Here is an 18,224-nt window from a genome sequence, read left to right as displayed (position 1 = left end):
GCCATGAGAGAGAAGATCCGCACCGCCCGCCGCCTCATCGTCAAGGTGGGCAGCGCCCTCGTCACCAACAACGGCGCCGGCCTCGATCACGCCGCGCTGGACGGCTGGGGGCGCCAGATCGCGCAGTTGCGGGCCGGTGGCCGCGAGGTCGCGCTGGTGTCGTCCGGCGCCGTCGCCGCCGGCATGCAGCGGCTCGGCTGGACGAAGCGGCCGAGGGAAATGCACAAGCTGCAGGCCGCCGCCGCGGTGGGCCAGATGGGCCTGGTCGAAGCCTACGAGAAGGCGTTCTCCCGCCACGGCCTGCAGACCGCCCAGATCCTCCTGACGCACGAGGACCTCGCCGACCGCACGCGCTACCTCAACGCCCGCAGCACGCTCACCACCCTGCTCGAACTGGGCGTCGTGCCGATCATCAACGAGAACGACACCGTGGTCACCGACGAGATCAAGTTCGGCGACAACGACACGCTGGGCGCGCTGGTCGCCAACCTGATCGAGGCCGACGCGCTGATCATCCTCACCGACCAGCAGGGCCTCTACACCGCCGACCCGCGCACCGACCCCGCGGCGACGCTGATCGCCGAGGGCCGCGCCGAGGATCGGCAGTACGAGGCGATGGCCGGCGGCGCCGGCAGCGGCATCAGCAAGGGCGGCATGATCACCAAGATCCGCGCCGCCCAGCGCGCCGCCCGCAGCGGCGCCCACACCTGCATCGCCGGCGGCCGCATCCCCGATCCGCTGCTGCGCCTGGCCGCCGGCGAGCCGGTGGGCACCCTGCTCTACGCCTCGAGCACGCCGCTGCAGGCGCGCAAGCAGTGGCTCGCCGACCATCTGCAACTGGCCGGCGACCTGATCATCGACGACGGCGCCGTCGCCGCGCTGCAGAACGGCCGCAGCCTGCTGCCGGTCGGCGTGATCGAAGTGCGCGGCGACTTCGAGCGCGGCGCGGCAGTGGCCTGCCGCACCGCGGCCGGAGAAGAAGTCGCGCGCGGCCTGGCCAACTACAGCGCCACCGAATGCCGCCGCATCGCGCGGCGCCCCACCGCCGAGATCGAAAGCCTGCTCGGCTACATCGACGAGCCGGAACTGATCCATCGGGACAACATGATGGTGAGGTAGGCGCAGCGGCCGGAGCGCCGCGCCACGCCGTGCGGCGCAGGCTAGTCCGCTCGCATTTTTCCGGGGATGCCATCACAATCCGACATCGATCGTTACAAACCAGTGCCCAGCCCCATGAAAAAATGCAAGCGGTGCCTGCTGCCGGAGACAGTACCGGGCGCCAACCTCGATTCCGCGGAAGTCTGCGCGTTCTGCCGCGACAACAAACCGCACATTCCCACGGCGACCGCAGCCCAGCGCGCCGATCTCGAAGCGGCCCTGCACGCAGCCCGCAACACCGCCGATGCCCCCTACGACTGCATCGTGCCGCTGAGCGGCGGCAAGGACAGCCTCTACCTGCTGCACCGGCTGAAGGTCGACTACCGCCTGCGGGTACTCGCCTTCACCTGCGACATCGACCTGCCGCCGGTGGCCTGGAACAACATCCGCCGCGCCCTGCGCAAGCTGGACATCGACCACGTCGTATGGCGCCCGGCGCACGGCTTCCTGACGCGGCTCTTCCGCTACCTGCTGTGCAACCAGGAAGCGCGGGGAGCGGTCTATACGGTGTCCTACGTGTATGCCCCCCTCTTCGAAGGCGCCGCGCTCCGGCTGGCGATCGAAAAGAACGTGCCGCTCGTGCTCGCGGGCTACTCGCCGGGGCAGCCCGAGCCCGAACGCATGCTGTACGAATTCGCCCCGGCCCTGGTCCGCGGCGAGGACTGGACCCCTCCCCACCTGGCCGATTGCGGCGAGTTCTCGGCCGCCGACCTGGCGCACTTCTACAACCCGCACCTCCTGCCGGCCGGCACCCGCTTCCCGCGCTACCTCGCGCCCTACCACGTGTGGGACTACGACCAGGCCCAGGTCATCCGCCGCGTGACCGAACTGGGGCTCGTGCAGCGCAGCCACCACGCCAACCCCATCGTCAGCAACTACCCGATCAACTGGCTGATGATGTACTCGGACCTGCGCCACTTCGGCTACAACCCCTACACGCCCGAGTTCTCCGCGCTGATCCGCGAAGGCAAGGCCCGCCTGGGCTACTGGAAGGTGATGACGCCGCTGGTGAACTTCATGATCCGCCACAAGCTGGGCATGGGACGCGAGGTCGCGCGCAGCATGGCGTGGCTGGGGCTGGGCGAGGACGACCTGCGCATCAACCTCCCCAAGGGCGCCTACGATCCGCCACTGCTGCGCCGGAGCTGAAGTGAAACAGCCCCTACGCTCACTTCGTCCGCTACCCCCCGACGGGGCGCTCAGTGGCTTCGGGCGGCCGGGCGCCACCGCAATGGAGGCGGCACCCTGCACCGTTCCCGGACGGCTGCGCGACCGGGCGCTGCGGACGGGCGACACCGTCGCCTTCCTGCATCGCGCCGGCGAAGACGGATGGCAGTCCATCACCTGGCACGATCTGCTCGCGCAGGTCCGGCGGCTCGCAAGCCACTTTGCGCGTCTGGGCATCCGGCGCGGCGACCGGATCGTCATCATGCTGCCCACCGGCCCCGACTGGGAGCTGTGCCAGCAGGCGGCGCTCACCATCGGCGCAGTGGTGGTGGGCCTCGACAGCCACGATGCGCCGCAGAATCTCCAGCGCGCGCTCGCCTTGACCCAGCCTCGCCTGATCGTCACCTCCGACGAGGAACCGCTGGACCTGATTCGCGGCATCTGGCGCCTGCCCGAGATCGCCGTCGTCGCCACCGCCGGCGCGGCGCGCTCCGCCGCCGTCCATGCGCTCGACGGCCTGCTCGCCGCCGATCCCGGCAGCGGCGTCCCCGCCATCCCCGAACCGGGACCGGACGATCCCGCCACCATCGTCTTCACGTCGGGCAGCACCGGCCACCCCAAGGGCATCGCCTACTCGCATCGCCAGCTCTGTCTTGCGGTCGACGGCCTGATGGAACGCTTCCCATCGGTGCGCCAGGACGCACGCATGATCTGCTGGCTGCCGCTGTCGACCCTGTTCCAGCGCGTCATCAATCTGCTGGCGATCAGTTGCGGCGCAACCAGCTACTTCCTCGACGTCCCGGACGTGATGCGCTTCGCGCCCGAAATCCGGCCCACGCTCTTCGTCGGCGTGCCGCGCTTCTTCGAGAAACTGCACGGTGGCATCCAGGCAGGGCTCGAGAACCGTTCCACCGCGGAACGCACGATCGTGCACGCCGCCTGGGCAATCGGAAGCAGGCGGGCGGCAGCGCTGCGCGCGGGCAAACGGCCGCCGCTGTGGTGCCGGCTCCTCTTCCCCGCCGCCGATCGCGTCCTGGCTCGCGTCCGCGCACTGATGGGGCCGGACCTGCAGTTCATGGCGAGCGGTTCCGCGCCCATGCCGCGCTGGCTCCTCGAACGGCTGCACGGCCTTGGCTGGACCGTGCTCGAAGCCTACGGCACCAGCGAAAACGTGATGCCGATCGCGTTCAACACGCTGCGGCAGTTCCGCTTCGGCAGCGTCGGCAAGCCCTTGCCCGGCAACGAGCTGCGCTTTGCCGACGACGGCGAACTGCTGGTGCGCGGCCCCGGCGTCTTCGGCGGCTACTACGGCGAATCCGCCTCATCCGACACGATCGACGCCGAGGGTTTCCTGCACACGGGCGACTATGCGCACCTCGACCACGACGGTTTCCTGTGGCTGGACGGGCGCAAGAGCGAGGTCTTCAAGACCTCGACCGGGCGCCGCGTCCCGCCGGCGCCGATCGAGGCGGCACTGAAAACGCTGGACTACGTCGACCATGCCGTCGTCGTCGGCCGCGACCGCCCCTACCCCATCGCACTGCTGACGATCGCCCCGCAGCATCCGTTCGCAGCGAAGCTGTCGGACCCGGCCACCCACACCGCCGTCGCCGCCGACGCGCTCGATGCCTGCCGGGCCTTCCCCGAATTCCAGCGTCCGGGCGCGATCATCGTCTCGCCGCGCGCGCTCAGCGTATCGGGCGGCGAACTCACCCTCAACCAGAAGATCCGCCGCATTCCGATCGAGCAGCGCTTTCGCGCGCAGATCGACGAAGCCTACCGCCGCAGCACGCAGGCCCATCGCGGCCAGCCCTGCCCAACGCTCCCCGTCATCGAGGCTCCATGAGGCACTACTTTCTTACCGGCGCCTCCGGCGCCGTCGGCAGCGCCATCGTTCCACTGCTGCTGAGCGACCCCGATACCCGGGTGCGCATCCTGCTGCGGGCCGATTCCGATGAACACCTCGCCGCGAGGCTGGACGAACTGTGCCGGTTCTGGGAACTGGCGCCGGGCAGCGAACGGCGTTCCCGCATCCAGCCCCTGCGCGGCGATGCCTCGCTGCCGCGTTTCGGCCTGGCCGACGCCGACCATGCCGCCATCGCCGCGGACACCACGCACATCATCCATTGCGCCGCCAGCGTGCGCATGAACGACCCTCTCGACAAGGCACGCCGCTCCGCGGTCGGCTCGGCCGAGGCCATCCTCGCGCTGGCGCGCGAACTCGCGCGGCGCGGATCGCTGCAGAAGCTCGACTTCGTCAGCACCGTCGGCATCGCCGGCAAGCGCCCCGGGATTCTTCCCGAAACCTGGATCGACGAGCCCCGCGCCTTCCACAACACCTACGAGCAGACCAAGGCCGAGGCCGAAACGCTGGTGCGCGAGGCGATCGAACGCGAACGCCTGCCGATCACGGTGCATCGGCCGAGCATGGTGATCGGCGACTCGCGCGACGGCCGCATCATCCACTTCCAGATCTTCTACTACATATGCGAGATCCTGTCGGGACGCAGAACGCTGGGCCTGTACCCCTGCTTCGGCGACACCAGGCTCGACATCATCCCGGTGGACTGGGTCGCCGAAGCCATCGCCACCGCCAGCCGCAACCCGGACACCGCAGGCCGCATCTTTCATCTTTGCTCCGGTCCGGAGCGTTCGCCCGTGCTGCACGAGCTGAAAACCTACGTGCGCGATGCATTCCGCAGCCGGGGCCGGCGGATACCGGCCTCCATCACCGTCCCTCGCACCTGGTTCGCCGCGCTGCCGCGCATCGCCGCACCGTTCGTCCCCGAACGGCAACGCCGCAAACTGTCGGTGCTGCCCATCTACATGGACTACCTGGCCGACCGGCAGGGTTTCGACAATGCCGCCTACCTCGGCTGGCTGGAGGCACGGGGCCGGCACTTGCCGGGCGCGGAGGCCATCCTGCCGCCGGCGCTGGGGTACTACTTGCAGCAGCAGGCGGGAAGCCAGCCCGGAACGGACACCCGCTCCGATTCGGCTCCAGGGCGATGACCGCCCCTCCACCGGGGGCGGCTTTCCCGGGCATCGAAAAGCAAAAAGCCCGCGATTGCGGGCTTCTTGCTTTCAACGGTTGCCTTGACTTCAGGCAGCGGTACGGCGGCGGCGGATGCCGAACGCACCCATGAGGCCCGCACCGATCAGAGCCAGCGAACCCGGCTCCGGCACGCTCCAACGGTACTGGCCGTTGTTCGAGACATAGAAGTCTCCCGGAGGCGTGTTCGTGTTCGCGGGAGCGCCGAACGCATCATTGAAGAGCTCGCCCGCGATCTCGCTGCGGACGTTGGCCGTCGGATTGCCGGTGTAGGAGGCGTTGGTCGTCACGAAGCCGAAGAGCAGCTCGTCAGCAACCTTCGTCGAAAGATCGATACCGTTCTCGTCGAAGAAGTAACCGGCCAGGAGATCCGTCGCGAGGAACTTGAGGGTCAATTGACCATTCGGGATACCCGTGGCATTGACCTCGCCGAACCCGAGCACGAGCTTGAAGCTCCCGATCAGCGTACCGTTGTCGGCACCGAACGTTCCGTTCGTGCCACCGAAATCGAAGGCGGTGTCGGAGTACATGGAGAACGTCGACGTGGTGTCGAAGTTGATCGCCCCGCCCAGGGTGCCGGTGCCGGTGCCGGTAAAGATGGCGGTGATCTCGGCCGAGCTCGGCGCCGCGCTGGTGCCGTCCAGGCCGGCGACACGGAAGGCGCCGGCATCCTTGAACGTGAAGTTCGGGTACGGCGTGCCCGAGGTTTCGATGTAGCTCGCGCCGATCAGATCCATGAATTCGCTGACGACGACAGCGGCGCCCGCGCCAGCCGCGCCATCGGCGTCAAGCTTCCAATTCTGGAGGAACACTTCTGCGTTCGCAGCGGCCGAAGTCAGCACCATCGACGCCACGGCCAAGGCTTTAGTAAGTTTCATTTCAATCTCCTAGTCAATGCCAACAAGAACTTGATTGCTCCACAGGCGACTTTCGCTCAACGGACAGCTCTAGCACCTTCCCGCTCAACACTCGCCAAAAGTGTTGCGACATGCCACTAGCGGATCGAGCAATTTGCCTTAACCACCTTTCCAGCCGCCGCAGCATCCTAAGAGCAAAATCGATGCCAGGGCCTCGAAGAGAATCCTATCCCTTTGTTTATTTTAAGATTTCAAAGAAGGAACGCATGCATATCGGAAGCTCTCGGATGTCGACTGTAAAGAAAACCGACACGTTGCACACAGCGCCGGCGCGGCGCAGTACCGCTTGCTGCCGCCCATGCCGCAAGCCCGGGCATGGCGGTCCGTTGGCAATGGATTTCCGACACGCCGTCGCGTCGGCGATGGCGCACGGGCCATCGCCGGCCGGTACGGCTGCGTATCGGGAAATGGGCGCCGGCACCGCGTGCCGCGCAGAGCGCTTCGTCGTGGCCAGGAGGCCACGTCCGATCAGGACGGGGGGACTTCCATGAGTTTGTCGACGCTATGCCTCAGCGAGCGCGACGCAGGCTGCTTCGATTGCCCGACGCGGCAGAAGAACGTGAAACTCGTCTCCGGCTCCGCGCCGACCAGCCGCTCCATGTACGACGTGACCGCCGCCGCTTCGATGTCGATGGCCCGGAGCGCGGAGATGCTGCGCCCGGCACGCACGTACCATCGAAATATCAGCGGCGTCATCTCCGGCTGCAAGTGCAAACCGTGCGCCGTGGCGGTCAGCCAAAGCCGCTGCAGCGCCACGCCCGCATCGACGAAGTCGCCCATCTCCGCCAGGGGGCGCTCCGAGCGGACCAGTACGTGCGCGGCGCAAGAGACGGCGGGAATCACGTCCAGTTGAATCCGGGGTGCGACGGTACCGCCAAGGTATCTGTTGAAGAACGCGACCCGCTCCCAACTGTGCATCACCCAGCGCATCAGCCTTGCGGTCAGCGAATCCACCCCCACGGCCTGCTCCGGAATACGGTCGACGCTGTAACGCGCGCCCCACTCGATCACCTCCTTGTGCACCTCATAAGCCTCGGGGCAGGTCAGCCGGATGTGGGCGCTGTCCCAGAGCAGCCTGGCAATGCGCAACCGTGCGCCAAGAGGCTCGAAGAACTGCACGCTGAACCCGGCCCCGGGCGCATCGGCGATCGCCGCGCGTTGCGCCGCGGAGAGAGGCGTCGTACGCATCGGCCGCCGCTGCACGGTGCGGGTCTCGATGAACGGGAGCAGCGGGTCCGCTTCCGCTCCGGAGGCGGGCTCCAGTTTCACGTCGTAGATCGGCGCGGTGTCCGGCAGCCCGACCCGAATCGACCATGTCGCCTTCAGGCCGTGCCCGCTGGCGGCGATCCGGAGCGTTTCCAGCAGCGCGCCATGTGCGATGTGGCTGGCGTGCCCATCGAAGTCGTATACGCACCAATCCCGCGTATCGTGGCCGTGAACCGCGATGTGGTCGTCGGCCACGATCTCGAAGCGATAGGGCTGAGTGTTGTCCCCGCTGGGAGCCCAGCGGGCGAGGTCGAGAATCTTCAGCAGAACGTCCCTGCTAGCCATGTGCGCCTCCGGCCTGCTTCATGCGCCGCAACTGTCCTCTGGCAATCCACAGGCCGATGCGCTGCAACGGATTCCGGTTGCCGCCGGGACGCCATGTACGTACCAGGCGGTTGCGGTATGCGTCGAATTGATAACCCCTGGGCGCACTGATCACGCCACCGCGACCGAGCAGGATCTTGAGAACGTCGGTGGCGGTCACGCCGGCGCACAACTGGCAGGCGGCGACCGTGGAGGGTCCGCGATGCTCCTCCAGATTCACGCGCGACGGGTCGGCGAGGTACTGGCGCTGGAGCATCCCCGGCGACAGCCCGAGCAGGAAGCGGATTCCCATTTCCTCTTCGTCGCAGCCCTCGAGGCAAAAGTACTCCTCGAACGACATGCCGCCGGGAAGGAACACGAGCACGGCAGTCCCCATGCCAAGAGGCGCGGCGGTGATCGCAGGGATGCCGAGGCGGTGGCAAGCCGCGAAAGTGGCGCGGCGCACGTCGAAGGCGAAGAAGTCGAGGGCGTCGACGTAAAGGTCCACATCGCGCAGGAAATCATCGAGGTTGTCGTGCGACACGCCTGCCGGAAAACGACGGATGTCGAGTTCCGGATTGATCTGGAGCGCCATGTCCGCCAGAACGTCGACCTTCGGTTCGCCGATGGAAGATAAGGTCGCGCCGGCCTGCCGGTTGAAGTTGACGATATCGAACCGGTCGAAATCCGAGATGTTGAAGGCGCCGATGCCCAGGCGCGCGAGAGTCAGCAGGTGCCCTCCACCGACACCGCCCATCCCCGCGATTGCAATTCTCTTGCGGCGCAGGATTGCTTGCTCCGCGGCGGTAACCCATCCGATATTGCGCGAAAACGCGCCATCGTAGTCGAACTTTGCGCTCATACGCTGTATCTCTATGGTCCGAGCCTCACGCGAGGCTATCATGCGGTAGATTTTACAGAAGCGATACCTCGACTCGCGATCCATGCTCGACAACATCCTGCAAACCGTGATGCTTGCTGCCCGGAATCTTGCCCGGCAGCGCAGGCGTGGCCTGCTCGCGTTGCTCACCGTCTGCGGCGGCGTGGTTGCCTACCTGCTCGCGGGAGGTTTCATCGAGTGGATATTCCATGACATGCGGGAATCGACCATCCACTCGCAACTCGGCCACATCCAGATCACGCGCCCCGGCTACTTCAGCAACGGGGTGAGCGATCCGTATCGCTATCTCCTGCCGGGGGCGACGGACGAGGTCGCCCGTCTCGGTGGAGACAAAGTGCGGACGATCTCGCCGCGGCTTGCCTTCAACGGCCTGATCAGCAGGGAGGATGCGACCGTCTCGTTCGTCGGCGAGGGGATAGACCCTGCGCTGGAAAGGCCGATTTCGCGTGCGATCACGATCGTATCGGGCCGGGACCTTGCCGACGGCGATGCGAACGAGGTGCTGCTGGGGGAAGGTCTGGCCGCCAATCTGGGCGCGGCCGCGGGGGATTCCGTCGTCTTGCTGGCGACGACGGCGGAGGGGGGCATCAATGCAGTCGAACTCAAGGTGGCCGGCCTCTTCGCAACGATCACGAAGTCCTACGACGACAGCGTGCTGCGCGCACCGATCGGCGTCGCACGCCGGCTCATGCGTGTCGAGGGCGCCACCACCTGGGTCGTCCTGCTCGGCGACACGGCCGAGACTGCGGCGGCCACGGCGTCATTGCGGCGCAGCATGCCTGCCGCGAGCTTCGAGATCACGCCGTGGAACGAGCTCGCCGATTTCTACAACAAGACCGTCGAACTGTTTTCCCGCCAGGTAGGCGTGGTCCGGGCGCTGATCGCGCTGATCGTCGTGCTGAGCATTTCCAACACCCTGTCGATGGCAGTCATCGAGCGCACGAGCGAAATCGGCACATCGATGGCCCTCGGCGTGCGGCGCCGGGGCATTCTCGGATTGTTTCTTTGTGAAGGCGCCCTGCTCGGCATCGCCGGCGGCCTGCTCGGCGTTGCGCTGGGTCTCGTCCTGGCGGAGGCGATCTCGCTCGTCGGCATTCCGATGCCCCCTCCTCCCGGGATGGCGCGCGGCTATCTCGGCCAGATCGCAGTAACGCCCGCCCTCGCGCTCGACGCCTTGCTCCTCGCGTTCGTCACGACCCTGGTCGCCAGCCTCTTTCCGGCCTGGAAGGCATCGAGGATGCAGATCGTGGACGCGCTACGCCACCAGGGGTAATGCGATGCTCCTCAAACTTTCCTTGCGCAACGTCCTGCGCCAGAAAATCCGGTCGGGGATGACGCTCGCGGCCATCGTTTTCGGCGTGTGCGGCCTGATCCTCTCCGGCGGCTTCGTCGAGGACATCTTCGTCCAGTTGGGCGAAGCGATCGTCCATTCCCAAACCGGCCACATCCAGGTCTTCCGCAAGGATTTTCTCGAGAAGGGCACCCGTCAGCCGGAACACTATCTCATTGACAAACCAGAAGAACTCGCGCGCCGCATCTCGGAGCAACCGACTGTCGCCGAAGTTTCGGCCCGCCTGAACTTCGCCGGCCTGCTGAACAACGGCCGCCGTGATCTCGCCATCATCGGCGAGGGCGTGGAGCCGGCCAAGGAAGCGCGGCTCGGAACCTATCTGAAACTGATCAAGGGCCGCCAGCTCGCCGACGAAGACGCCTTCGGCATGCTCTTGGGAGAAGGGGTCGCCCACTCGCTCGGTCTGAAACCGGGAGACTCCGCCACCCTGGTCATGAACACCGCGGATGGCGCGCTCAACACGCTCGACTTCGAGATCGTCGGCGTATTTCAGAGCTTCTCCAAGGATTTCGACGCACGAGCCGTCCGCATCCCGCTGGCGGCCGCACGCGAACTGATGGCGAGCCCGGGGGCCAACCTCCTGGTGGTCAGTCTGTCGAGGACCGAGGACACGGATGCCGCAAAGCACGCAATCGAGACCCTTCTGCCCGCCGGTCTCGAGTCGCGCAACTGGCGCCAGCTATCGGACTTCTACGACAAGGCGGTACAGCTTTACGACCGGCAGTTCGGCGTGCTGAAACTCATCATACTCATGATGGTTCTGTTGTCCGTTGCCAACACTGTTAACATGAGTACATCCGAACGCATGGCGGAGTTCGGGACTATGCTGGCATTAGGCAACACGCCAGGCGACGTGTTTCGCCTGATCATCATCGAGAACGTGATTCTCGGCCTGATCGGCGCGGCCCTTGGCGCCGCAGCAGGAATCGTGCTTGCGCTGGTGATTTCGGCGTTCGGCATCCCGATGCCGCCGCCGCCGAACGCAAACATCGGCTACACGGCAATGATCCGGCTCGACATGGCCATGGTCGCTACAGCTTTCCTGATAGGTCTCGTGGCGACTGCGCTCGCCGCGATCCTTCCGGCCCGTCGCGTGTCCCGAACCCACGTGGTTGAAGCACTCAGGCAACGGGTCTGAAACTCTACGAGGTTCAAGTTCATGCAGCTCTTCGACCGTTTCAACCTCGGCCACGGCTTCAGCAAGTACTTCCGCATCGATGCCGCACTCGACGATGCCCTGAAGGACGAAGTCTATCGAGTACGTCATACCGTCTACTGCGAGGATCTCCATTTCGAGCCGGAGCGGCCCGACCAGCGCGAGATCGACGCCTATGATGCGCACAGTGTCCACTGCCTGCTGAGGACGGTCTCCGAGCCGTACCACCCGGTGGGGTGTGCACGCATCGTGCTGGCGAACCCGGCGGACCCGGAGGCGCCCTTGCCGTTCGAGCAGACGTGTGCCGCCGCGCTCGACCGCTCGATCATCGATCCGGCCGCGTTGCCGCGCGATCGCATCGCCGAGATCTCGCGGCTTGCGGTACATCGCCAGTTCCGGCGGCGGAAGGGGGAGGAGCGCTCCCGCGTTCCGGTCCGGGACGAGGACTTCTCGACCGGCGACCAGCCCCGCTTTCCGTTCATCCCGACGAGTCTGCTGCTCGGGTCGGTGGCGCTGGCCGAACGCAGCGGGATCGAGAACGTGTTCGTCCTGACGGAGCCGCGGCTTGCCGCGCATTTCGCCAAGCTGGGCGTGGAGGTCAGGCAGATCGGCAGCCCGATCGAACATCGCGGGCAGCGGATTCCCTCGGTGATGCAGATCGAAGAGATCATCCGCAACATGCGCAGCATCCTGCATCCGCTCTGGCATCTCGTGCGGGAACGGATCGGCAGCGAGTTCGACGAGATGGAAAGGCGCAAACAGGCTTCGGCCCAGGAACCGGCAGCCTGAGGCTTGTGGCCCGCCCTCGCCCGGCGTGACCGGCGGGCGCCGGATATGAAAGAGCGGCGTTGCCGCGATCCCGTCGGGTGATCGCGGCAACGCCGCTTCTGCAGGGTTCCCCGGTCAGCCCTTCAGCGCCGCCCTGATCTGCTCCAGCGTGCCCGGATCGTCGATCGTCGTCAGGTCGCCCGGATCGCGCCCTTCGGCCAGCGCCTGGATGGAGCGCCGCAGCATCTTGCCCGAACGCGTCTTCGGCAGGCCGCCGATGAAGTGGACGCGGGCCGGACGCGCGATGGCGCCGAGGCTCTCATCCACCTTCTTCATCACCTCCTTCTCCAGCGCGGCACGCTTCTCGGCCGTGTCGACGGTGGCGGCATCCTTCACCACCGCAAAGGCCATCGGCATCTGGCCCTTCAGTTCGTCATGCACGCCGACCACGGCGACTTCGGCGATCGCCGGATGGGTCTGCACCGCCTCTTCGATCTCGCGCGTGCCGAGGCGGTGGCCGGCGACGTTGATGACGTCGTCCATGCGGCCGAGGATGGTGTGGTAGCCCTTTTCGTCCTTGATGCCCCAGTCGGACGAGGAATACACCACCGGGTCGGTGAACAGGTTGAAGTAGGTGCTGACGAAACGCTCGTCCTGGCCCCAGACGGTGGACAGGCAGCCGGGCGGCAGCGGCGGCACGATACCGACGATGCCCTTCTCGTTGGCGCCGCACTCGGTGCCGTCCTCGCGGAAGATGCGCAGGTCGTAGCCGAAGACCGGGAAGGCGGGCGAGCCGAGCTTGATCGGGCTGTCCTCGACGCCGCGGCAGATGGCGAGCATCGGCCAGCCGGTCTCGGTCTGCCAGTAGTTGTCGATGACGGGGATGCCCAGCTCTTCCATGATCCACTGGTGAGAGGTCTCGTCCAGCGGCTCGCCGGCCAGGAACAGGTGCCTGAGCGAGGACAGGTCGTACTTCTTCAGGTAGGCCGGGTCCTGCTTCTTCAGCACGCGCACCGCGGTCGGCGCGGAGAACATCACGCTGACCTTGTGCTTCTCGACGATCTGCCACCAGATGCCGGCGTCCGGGCGCAGCGGGGTGCCTTCGTACATGACGGTGGCCATGCCGGCGATCAGCGGGCCGTAGATGATGTAGCTGTGGCCGACCACCCAGCCGATGTCCGAGGTCGAGAACATCGTCTCGCCCGCGTTGCCGGTGAAGATGTGCTTCATCGACGCGGCCAGCGCCACGGTGTAGCCGCCGGTGTCGCGCTGCACGCCCTTGGGCTTGCCGGTGGTGCCGGAGGTATAGAGGATGTAGCTCGGCTCGGACGATTCCATCCACTCGACCGGCACCTGGGCGTCCATATGCCTGGCGCGCAGTTCGGCGTAGTCGAAATCGCGCCCCTCGACCCTGGGAAAGCCCTTGTCCAGGCTGCGATCGACGATCAGCACCTTGGCGGGCGGGAATTCGGCCAGCTTGCAGGCTTCGTCGACCAGGTGCTTGTAGGGCACCGGCCTGCCGTTGCGCATGCCGGCGTCGGAACTGACCATCAGCACCGGCCTGGCATCGTCGATACGGGTGGCAAGCGAGTTGGCGGCGAAACCGCCGAACACCACCGAATGGATCGCGCCGATGCGTGCGCAGGCGAGCATCGCGAAGGCGGCCTCGGCGATCATCGGCATGTAGATCAGCACGCGGTCGCCGCGCCTGACGCCGAGTTCGCGGTACACCGCCGCCATGCGCTCGACTTCGCGCTGCAGTTCGGCGAACGAATAGACCTTTTCCTCGTTCGTCTCGGTGGAGATGTATACCAGCGCGCGGTCGTCCGGCCGCTCGGCGGCATGACGGTCCACCGCGTTGTAGCACAGGTTGGTTTCGCCGCCCTTGAACCACTTGACGAAGGGCGGCTGCGAGAAATCACAGATCTGCCCGGGCGGCTTGTTCCAATGCACGAGCTGCGCCTGTTCGGCCCAGAATTCATCGCGCTTCTCGATGGAACGGCGGTGGAACTCGTTGTACGTCGTCATTTGCATCCTCTCCCTCTTCGATTCCCTCAAAGCAATGACTGGCGGCCCGCAGGCGCAGCGCGCGCTGCCGCCCCGAGGATCTAGATGTGCGTCTGCGCCACGTCCAGATCGTCACCACGGCTTCCCGTCTTGTTCTGCATCTGCTTGAGCTGTGCGATCGGGAAGCCGCAATGAAGCCGCGATTCTAGCAATTCCAGCAGGGGCAGCAGCGTCGACACGAGTTCGGGGAGCTGGGCCGCCACTTCCTCCGGCTGGCCGAGGCGCAGATGGCGCAGCGCGGCATCGACGCTCAGCATGGGTGCCGCCTCGCGCTCCAGCGCGGCCTGACTCACCTCGCCCTTGCTGGCGATGACGCGGTTGCCGCCCGCGGCGACGCCCGCCTGGGCCCGGCGCGTCGCCATCTCCAGCAGATCGCCGACCGAACTCAGGCCGTCGGCGGCGGCGCTGGCCACGCCGATCGATACGCTGACGCGGATGCGCTCCTCGCGGTAGGTCATCACGAGGTTCTCGAGCCGCTGCTTCAGCCGCAGCGCGAACGCGCACCCGGCCACCAGGTCGGTGCCGGGTGCCAGCAGCGCGAACTGGCTGGCCGACCGCTGGGTCAGCGTGTCCTCGGCGCGGATGCGGCTGCCCAGCATCTTCGACAGCTTGCGCCCGATGAGCTGCACCACGTGGTCGCCGTAGCGCACCAGGAGCGGTGCGAGGTCGTCGAGTTCCATGACCAGCGCGACGATGTCCGACTGCGTGCGGCGCGCCCGCGCCAGTTCCTGCTTGGCGCGATGCTGCAGGTAGGCTTCGGTGGCGAGCCCGGTCGACGGTTCCATCGGGCTCTGGCGGGCAAGCGCGGCGCGGCTTTCCTCGAGTTCGTTCTGCGTATGCGCCAGTCTCGCCATGGAATGCAGCGTGGCGAGCAGTTCGGCGCCGCCGCTGCCCTTGGTGATGAATCCGTTGGCGCCGAGCCCGAGTGCGCGCCCGCGCGCCTTCTCGTCCTCGTCGCCGGAGAGGATGACCACCGGCAGCGTGCGCACCCGGCCGACGCGGGAGCCGCGGATGCGTTCGAGCAGGCCATAGCCGTCGAGCCGCGGCATGCCGATGTCGGTCAGCACCATGCTGATCGCGGGATCGACCAGCAGGGCCTCCCACGCCGCCTCGCCGTCGCCTTCCTCGCGCACATCGAAATGGCCGCGGATGTGCTTGACGATGGTCGCCCGCACCATACGGGAGTCGTCGACGACCAGCACCTTGGGCAGTTTCCGTTCATCCGTCATGAGCAGCCCCGCGCCCGCCGCCGTGCGCCCGGTTCAACCGCCGATGCGCACGACGGTCCGCCCCTTGACCCTGCCGGCGATGAAGTCGTCGAACGCGCCGGGTAGCGCATCGAAGCCGATGGTGCGCGTCACTGCGGCCAGATGCCCGGGCTTGAGGTCCGTCGCCAGGCGGTCCCACACGCGCTGGCGCGTCGGGAAGCCCATGTAGCCGGAATCGATGCCCAGCAGGCTCACCCCGCGCAGGATGAAGGGGAACACGGTGGTGTCGAGGTTGAAGCTCGCCGCATTGCCGATGCTCGCCACCGTGCCGGCCTGCTTCATCGTCGCCAGCACCCAGTGCAGGATCTGCCCGCCGACGTTGTCGACCGCGCCGGCCCACTGCGCCGCCTCCAGCGGACGCACCTTGTCGAAGTCGATCGACGAGCGCAGCTTGATCTCGGCCGCGCCCAGCATCTTCAGATAGTCGCCTTCCGCTTCCTTGCCGGTGAGCGCCACCACGTGATAACCCAGTTGGGCCAGCATTTCGATCGCCAGCCCGCCCACGCCGCCGGTGGCGCCGGTGACGACGACCGGACCGCCGGCCGGGTCGAGGCCGTTGTCTTCCATGCGCACGATGCCCAGCGCCGCGGTAAAGCCGGCGGTGCCCAGCGCCATCGCCTCGAACAGGTCGAGGCCCGCCGGCAGCGGCACCACCCAGCCGGCGGGCACGCGCGCGTACTCCGCATAACCGCCGTGGTGCGCCACGCCGATGTCGAAGCTGGTGGCGATGACCTTGTCGCCCGGCTTGAAGCGCGCATCCGCGCTGTCGACCACTTCGCCCGACAGGTCGATGCCGCCGACGCAGGGGAAGCGGCGGATGATCTTGCCGGCGCCGGTGGCGGCCAGGGCATCCTTGTAGTTGATGCTGGAATAGCTCACCCGGATCAGCACTTCTCCGGCATCGAGCTGATCCTGCTGCATCGTCGTCAGGCGGCTGACGACCTTCCTGTTTTCATCCTGATCGATCACGAAAGCCCTGAATGCGGTCATGCTGCGTGTCTCCCGATGGAAAGGTCGCTCCTGCAAGTGACCGGATTATAGCCACAAGGGTGTGAAATCCTTCACGAGGCGGCGGCGTCCGCTTCAGTTCCCGGGCATGGAACCGATAACGTGCACACGAACGTATCCCGCCCCTTCCCGACATGGCCCTGCTCTCCACGCCGCTGCGCTCGGTCGACGACTACGTCCGCCACTTCTCCGGCCAGGACCTTCCGGTGCTGCGCAGGACGCGCCGCGAACTCGAAGCCCTGCGCGCTTCGGCCGACACCGTGAACGGCAAGCGGATCGCCGCCGCGGTCCTGGGCGACCCGCTGATGACGATGCGCCTGCTCACGCACCTCGAGCAGCACCGCGGCAAGTCGCAGAACCACGACATCACGACGATCGACCGCGCCATCATGATGATGGGCGTGATGCCCTTCTTCGACACCTTCGCCGACCTGCACACGGTGGAAGACGTGCTGCAGTCCCATCCCAAGGCCCTGATCGGCGTCCTGAAGGTGATCGCCAATGCCCGGCGCGCCGCCGACTACGCACGCGACTGGGCAGTGGTGCGCCACGACATCGACCCCAACGAGATCACCGTGGCCGCGCTGCTGCGCGAGGCGACCGAGATCGTCTGCTGGGTGTTTGCGCCCGAACTCACGCTGCGCGTATACGAGATGCAGCACGCCGACCGCACGCTACGCAGCGCCGTCGCCCAGCAGGCGGTGTTCGGAACGACGGCCGACGAGATCCAGCTCGGCCTGATCCGCGCCTGGCGCCTGCCGGAACTGCTCGTCCATCTGCTGGACGAGACGGAGAACGGAAACCCCCGCGTACGCACGGTGAAGCTCGCTGCCGATTTCGCCCGCCACCTGGCGCACGGCTGGGACGATGCCGCGCTGCCGGAAGACATCGCCGAACTCGAAGACCTGCTGCGCCTGCCGCGCGAACCCCTGCTGCAGCGCCTCGGCATACCGGGCGAACAGCGCGGCCGTTTCCTGCAGGCGCCGGCCGCCGACTGATTCAGCCGCAGGACAGCAGGTTGCCCAGGTTCAGCAGCAGCGCCGGATGCTGATAGGCGGCGAAGATCGCACCGAGCCCGCCGAGCATGGCGGCAAGCAGCAGGGAAAGAATCAGGATTCGCTTGATCGTCGTTCTCCGCGATGCGGGGGTGGCTTCCGTCGGGCGCCGTAGCGTGCGCTACGGTCTGCCCGGCGGCGCTGGCATAGGATGCCGGCAGCGCAGATCTTCACATGCAAGGGGTTGGATTCATGAGCATTTCGGGCGCCATTCTGTCGGGCATCGCGGTCCTCGCGCTGCTCTATGCCATTGTGGCCTACAACGGCTTCGTCCGCCTGAAGCACGACGTCGCCCGCGCCTGGGCCAACATCGACGTGCTGCTCAAGCAGCGCCACGACGAACTGCCCAAGCTGGTGGAAGTATGCCGCCAGTACAAGCAGTTCGAAGAAAACACGCTGGCGCGCGTCACCGAGGCGCGGGCGCGGGTGGCCGCCGCGCGCGAGCAGCACGACGTGCCGGCACTGGGCGCGGCCGAGGGCTTGCTGCGCGCCGGCCTGGGCCGGATCTTCGCGGTGGCCGAAGCCTATCCGGAACTCAAGGCGAATGAGCACTTCATGCAGTTGCAGTCGCGCATCACCGCGCTCGAGAACGGCATCGCGGACCGGCGCGAACTCTACAACGCGGCGGTCAATGTGAATAACGTGCGTATCGAGCAGTTCCCCGACCTGATCGTCGCGCGTCTGTTCCAGTTCGGCAGCCAGCCGCTGCTCGAGTTCGCCGCCGCCGAAAAGGCCGATGTCGACCTGAAGACGCTGTTCGGCAACTGATCGCTCCGCCCCAGGCCGC

15 protein-coding genes are annotated in these 18,224 nt (G+C 66.7%); 9 read left to right on the top strand and 6 right to left on the bottom strand.

Annotation, left to right across the window (positions count from 1 at the left end):
* The first annotated feature begins 3 nt into the window (after nt 1-3).
* From proB to CCZ27_RS03350, 4 genes are all read left to right on the top strand, one after another.
* Nucleotides 4-1,119: a glutamate 5-kinase gene (proB, locus tag CCZ27_RS03365; protein WP_096445489.1), complete on the top strand. Its 1,116-nt coding sequence runs from the start codon at nt 4-6 to the stop codon at nt 1,117-1,119.
* A gap of 114 nt (nt 1,120-1,233) precedes the next feature.
* Nucleotides 1,234-2,307, top strand: a complete 1,074-nt coding sequence (locus tag CCZ27_RS03360) for an adenine nucleotide alpha hydrolase family protein (protein ID WP_096445487.1) — start codon at nt 1,234-1,236, stop codon at nt 2,305-2,307.
* A gap of 1 nt (nt 2,308) precedes the next feature.
* On the top strand, nt 2,309-4,171 hold the full coding sequence (locus CCZ27_RS03355) for an AMP-dependent synthetase/ligase (RefSeq protein WP_232516546.1): 1,863 nt from the start codon (nt 2,309-2,311) through the stop codon (nt 4,169-4,171).
* Complete coding sequence (locus CCZ27_RS03350) at nt 4,168-5,337, top strand: SDR family oxidoreductase (protein WP_096445481.1); 1,170 nt, start codon at nt 4,168-4,170, stop codon at nt 5,335-5,337. Before CCZ27_RS03355 ends, CCZ27_RS03350 begins: the two co-directional genes overlap by 4 nt.
* A gap of 90 nt (nt 5,338-5,427) precedes the next feature.
* Here the strand turns inward: CCZ27_RS03350 and pepA are convergent, their stop codons facing one another.
* The 3 genes from pepA to CCZ27_RS03335 all read right to left on the bottom strand — a co-directional run bounded on the left by pepA (nt 5,428) and on the right by CCZ27_RS03335 (nt 8,725).
* Nucleotides 5,428-6,255, bottom strand: a complete 828-nt coding sequence (pepA, locus tag CCZ27_RS03345; RefSeq protein ID WP_096445479.1) for a flocculation-associated PEP-CTERM protein PepA — start codon at nt 6,253-6,255, stop codon at nt 5,428-5,430.
* 507 nt (nt 6,256-6,762) lie between these two features.
* Nucleotides 6,763-7,845: a nitroreductase family protein gene (locus tag CCZ27_RS03340; RefSeq protein ID WP_096445477.1), complete on the bottom strand. Its 1,083-nt coding sequence runs from the start codon at nt 7,843-7,845 to the stop codon at nt 6,763-6,765.
* Nucleotides 7,838-8,725 (bottom strand): ThiF family adenylyltransferase, encoded by an 888-nt coding sequence (locus CCZ27_RS03335; RefSeq protein WP_096445474.1) that lies wholly within the window; start codon nt 8,723-8,725, stop codon nt 7,838-7,840. The genes CCZ27_RS03340 and CCZ27_RS03335 overlap by 8 nt, the downstream gene beginning before the upstream one ends.
* 82 nt (nt 8,726-8,807) lie before the next feature.
* On the opposite strand from CCZ27_RS03335, the gene CCZ27_RS03330 reads away from it, so the two are divergent.
* From CCZ27_RS03330 to CCZ27_RS03320, 3 genes are read left to right on the top strand one after another with little or no spacing between them, the layout of a single operon-like run.
* Nucleotides 8,808-10,037: an ABC transporter permease gene (locus tag CCZ27_RS03330; protein ID WP_096445471.1), complete on the top strand. Its 1,230-nt coding sequence runs from the start codon at nt 8,808-8,810 to the stop codon at nt 10,035-10,037.
* 4 nt (nt 10,038-10,041) lie between these two features.
* Entirely contained in the window at nt 10,042-11,253 is a 1,212-nt protein-coding gene (locus CCZ27_RS03325) for an ABC transporter permease (protein ID WP_096445468.1), read from the top strand.
* 21 nt (nt 11,254-11,274) lie between these two features.
* Complete coding sequence (locus CCZ27_RS03320) at nt 11,275-12,060, top strand: PEP-CTERM/exosortase system-associated acyltransferase (RefSeq protein ID WP_096445466.1); 786 nt, start codon at nt 11,275-11,277, stop codon at nt 12,058-12,060.
* A 114-nt stretch (nt 12,061-12,174) separates the two neighbouring features.
* On the opposite strand, the gene CCZ27_RS03315 is transcribed toward CCZ27_RS03320, so the two are convergent.
* From CCZ27_RS03315 to CCZ27_RS03305, 3 genes are read right to left on the bottom strand one after another with little or no spacing between them, the layout of a single operon-like run.
* Complete coding sequence (locus CCZ27_RS03315; RefSeq protein WP_385960836.1) at nt 12,175-14,097, bottom strand: propionate--CoA ligase; 1,923 nt, start codon at nt 14,095-14,097, stop codon at nt 12,175-12,177.
* A gap of 50 nt (nt 14,098-14,147) precedes the next feature.
* Nucleotides 14,148-15,335, bottom strand: a complete 1,188-nt coding sequence (locus tag CCZ27_RS03310) for a GGDEF domain-containing response regulator (RefSeq protein WP_198363251.1) — start codon at nt 15,333-15,335, stop codon at nt 14,148-14,150.
* 33 nt (nt 15,336-15,368) lie between these two features.
* Complete coding sequence (locus CCZ27_RS03305; RefSeq protein ID WP_096445460.1) at nt 15,369-16,364, bottom strand: oxidoreductase; 996 nt, start codon at nt 16,362-16,364, stop codon at nt 15,369-15,371.
* A 152-nt stretch (nt 16,365-16,516) separates the two neighbouring features.
* Between CCZ27_RS03305 and CCZ27_RS03300 the strand changes: the two genes are divergently transcribed.
* Nucleotides 16,517-17,380: an HDOD domain-containing protein gene (locus CCZ27_RS03300; protein WP_096445457.1), complete on the top strand. Its 864-nt coding sequence runs from the start codon at nt 16,517-16,519 to the stop codon at nt 17,378-17,380.
* Between the two features lie 249 nt (nt 17,381-17,629).
* Nucleotides 17,630-18,205: a LemA family protein gene (locus tag CCZ27_RS03295; RefSeq protein ID WP_096445455.1), complete on the top strand. Its 576-nt coding sequence runs from the start codon at nt 17,630-17,632 to the stop codon at nt 18,203-18,205.
* The last annotated feature ends 19 nt before the right edge of the window (nt 18,206-18,224 follow it).

This window comes from Thauera sp. K11 (genome assembly GCF_002354895.1).
In the GTDB taxonomy this organism is placed as follows: Bacteria; Pseudomonadota; Gammaproteobacteria; order Burkholderiales; family Rhodocyclaceae; genus Thauera; species Thauera sinica.
This window is presented reverse-complemented; position numbering and strand designations above follow the sequence as displayed.

What these genes read in the sequence shown, in the direction of transcription:
- proB (WP_096445489.1), top strand. Translation starts at nt 4, where the DNA reads ATGAGAGAGAAGATCCGCACCGCCCGCCGCCTCATCGTCAAGGTGGGC.
- CCZ27_RS03300 (WP_096445457.1), top strand. Translation starts at nt 16,517, where the DNA reads ATGGCCCTGCTCTCCACGCCGCTGCGCTCGGTCGACGACTACGTCCGC.
- CCZ27_RS03320 (WP_096445466.1), top strand. Translation starts at nt 11,275, where the DNA reads ATGCAGCTCTTCGACCGTTTCAACCTCGGCCACGGCTTCAGCAAGTAC.
- CCZ27_RS03335 (WP_096445474.1), bottom strand. Translation starts at nt 8,725, where the DNA reads ATGAGCGCAAAGTTCGACTACGATGGCGCGTTTTCGCGCAATATCGGA.
- CCZ27_RS03350 (WP_096445481.1), top strand. Translation starts at nt 4,168, where the DNA reads ATGAGGCACTACTTTCTTACCGGCGCCTCCGGCGCCGTCGGCAGCGCC.
- CCZ27_RS03330 (WP_096445471.1), top strand. Translation starts at nt 8,808, where the DNA reads ATGCTCGACAACATCCTGCAAACCGTGATGCTTGCTGCCCGGAATCTT.
- pepA (WP_096445479.1), bottom strand. Translation starts at nt 6,255, where the DNA reads ATGAAACTTACTAAAGCCTTGGCCGTGGCGTCGATGGTGCTGACTTCG.
- CCZ27_RS03310 (WP_198363251.1), bottom strand. Translation starts at nt 15,335, where the DNA reads ATGACGGATGAACGGAAACTGCCCAAGGTGCTGGTCGTCGACGACTCC.
- CCZ27_RS03295 (WP_096445455.1), top strand. Translation starts at nt 17,630, where the DNA reads ATGAGCATTTCGGGCGCCATTCTGTCGGGCATCGCGGTCCTCGCGCTG.
- CCZ27_RS03325 (WP_096445468.1), top strand. Translation starts at nt 10,042, where the DNA reads ATGCTCCTCAAACTTTCCTTGCGCAACGTCCTGCGCCAGAAAATCCGG.
- CCZ27_RS03360 (WP_096445487.1), top strand. Translation starts at nt 1,234, where the DNA reads ATGAAAAAATGCAAGCGGTGCCTGCTGCCGGAGACAGTACCGGGCGCC.
- CCZ27_RS03340 (WP_096445477.1), bottom strand. Translation starts at nt 7,845, where the DNA reads ATGGCTAGCAGGGACGTTCTGCTGAAGATTCTCGACCTCGCCCGCTGG.
- CCZ27_RS03305 (WP_096445460.1), bottom strand. Translation starts at nt 16,364, where the DNA reads ATGACCGCATTCAGGGCTTTCGTGATCGATCAGGATGAAAACAGGAAG.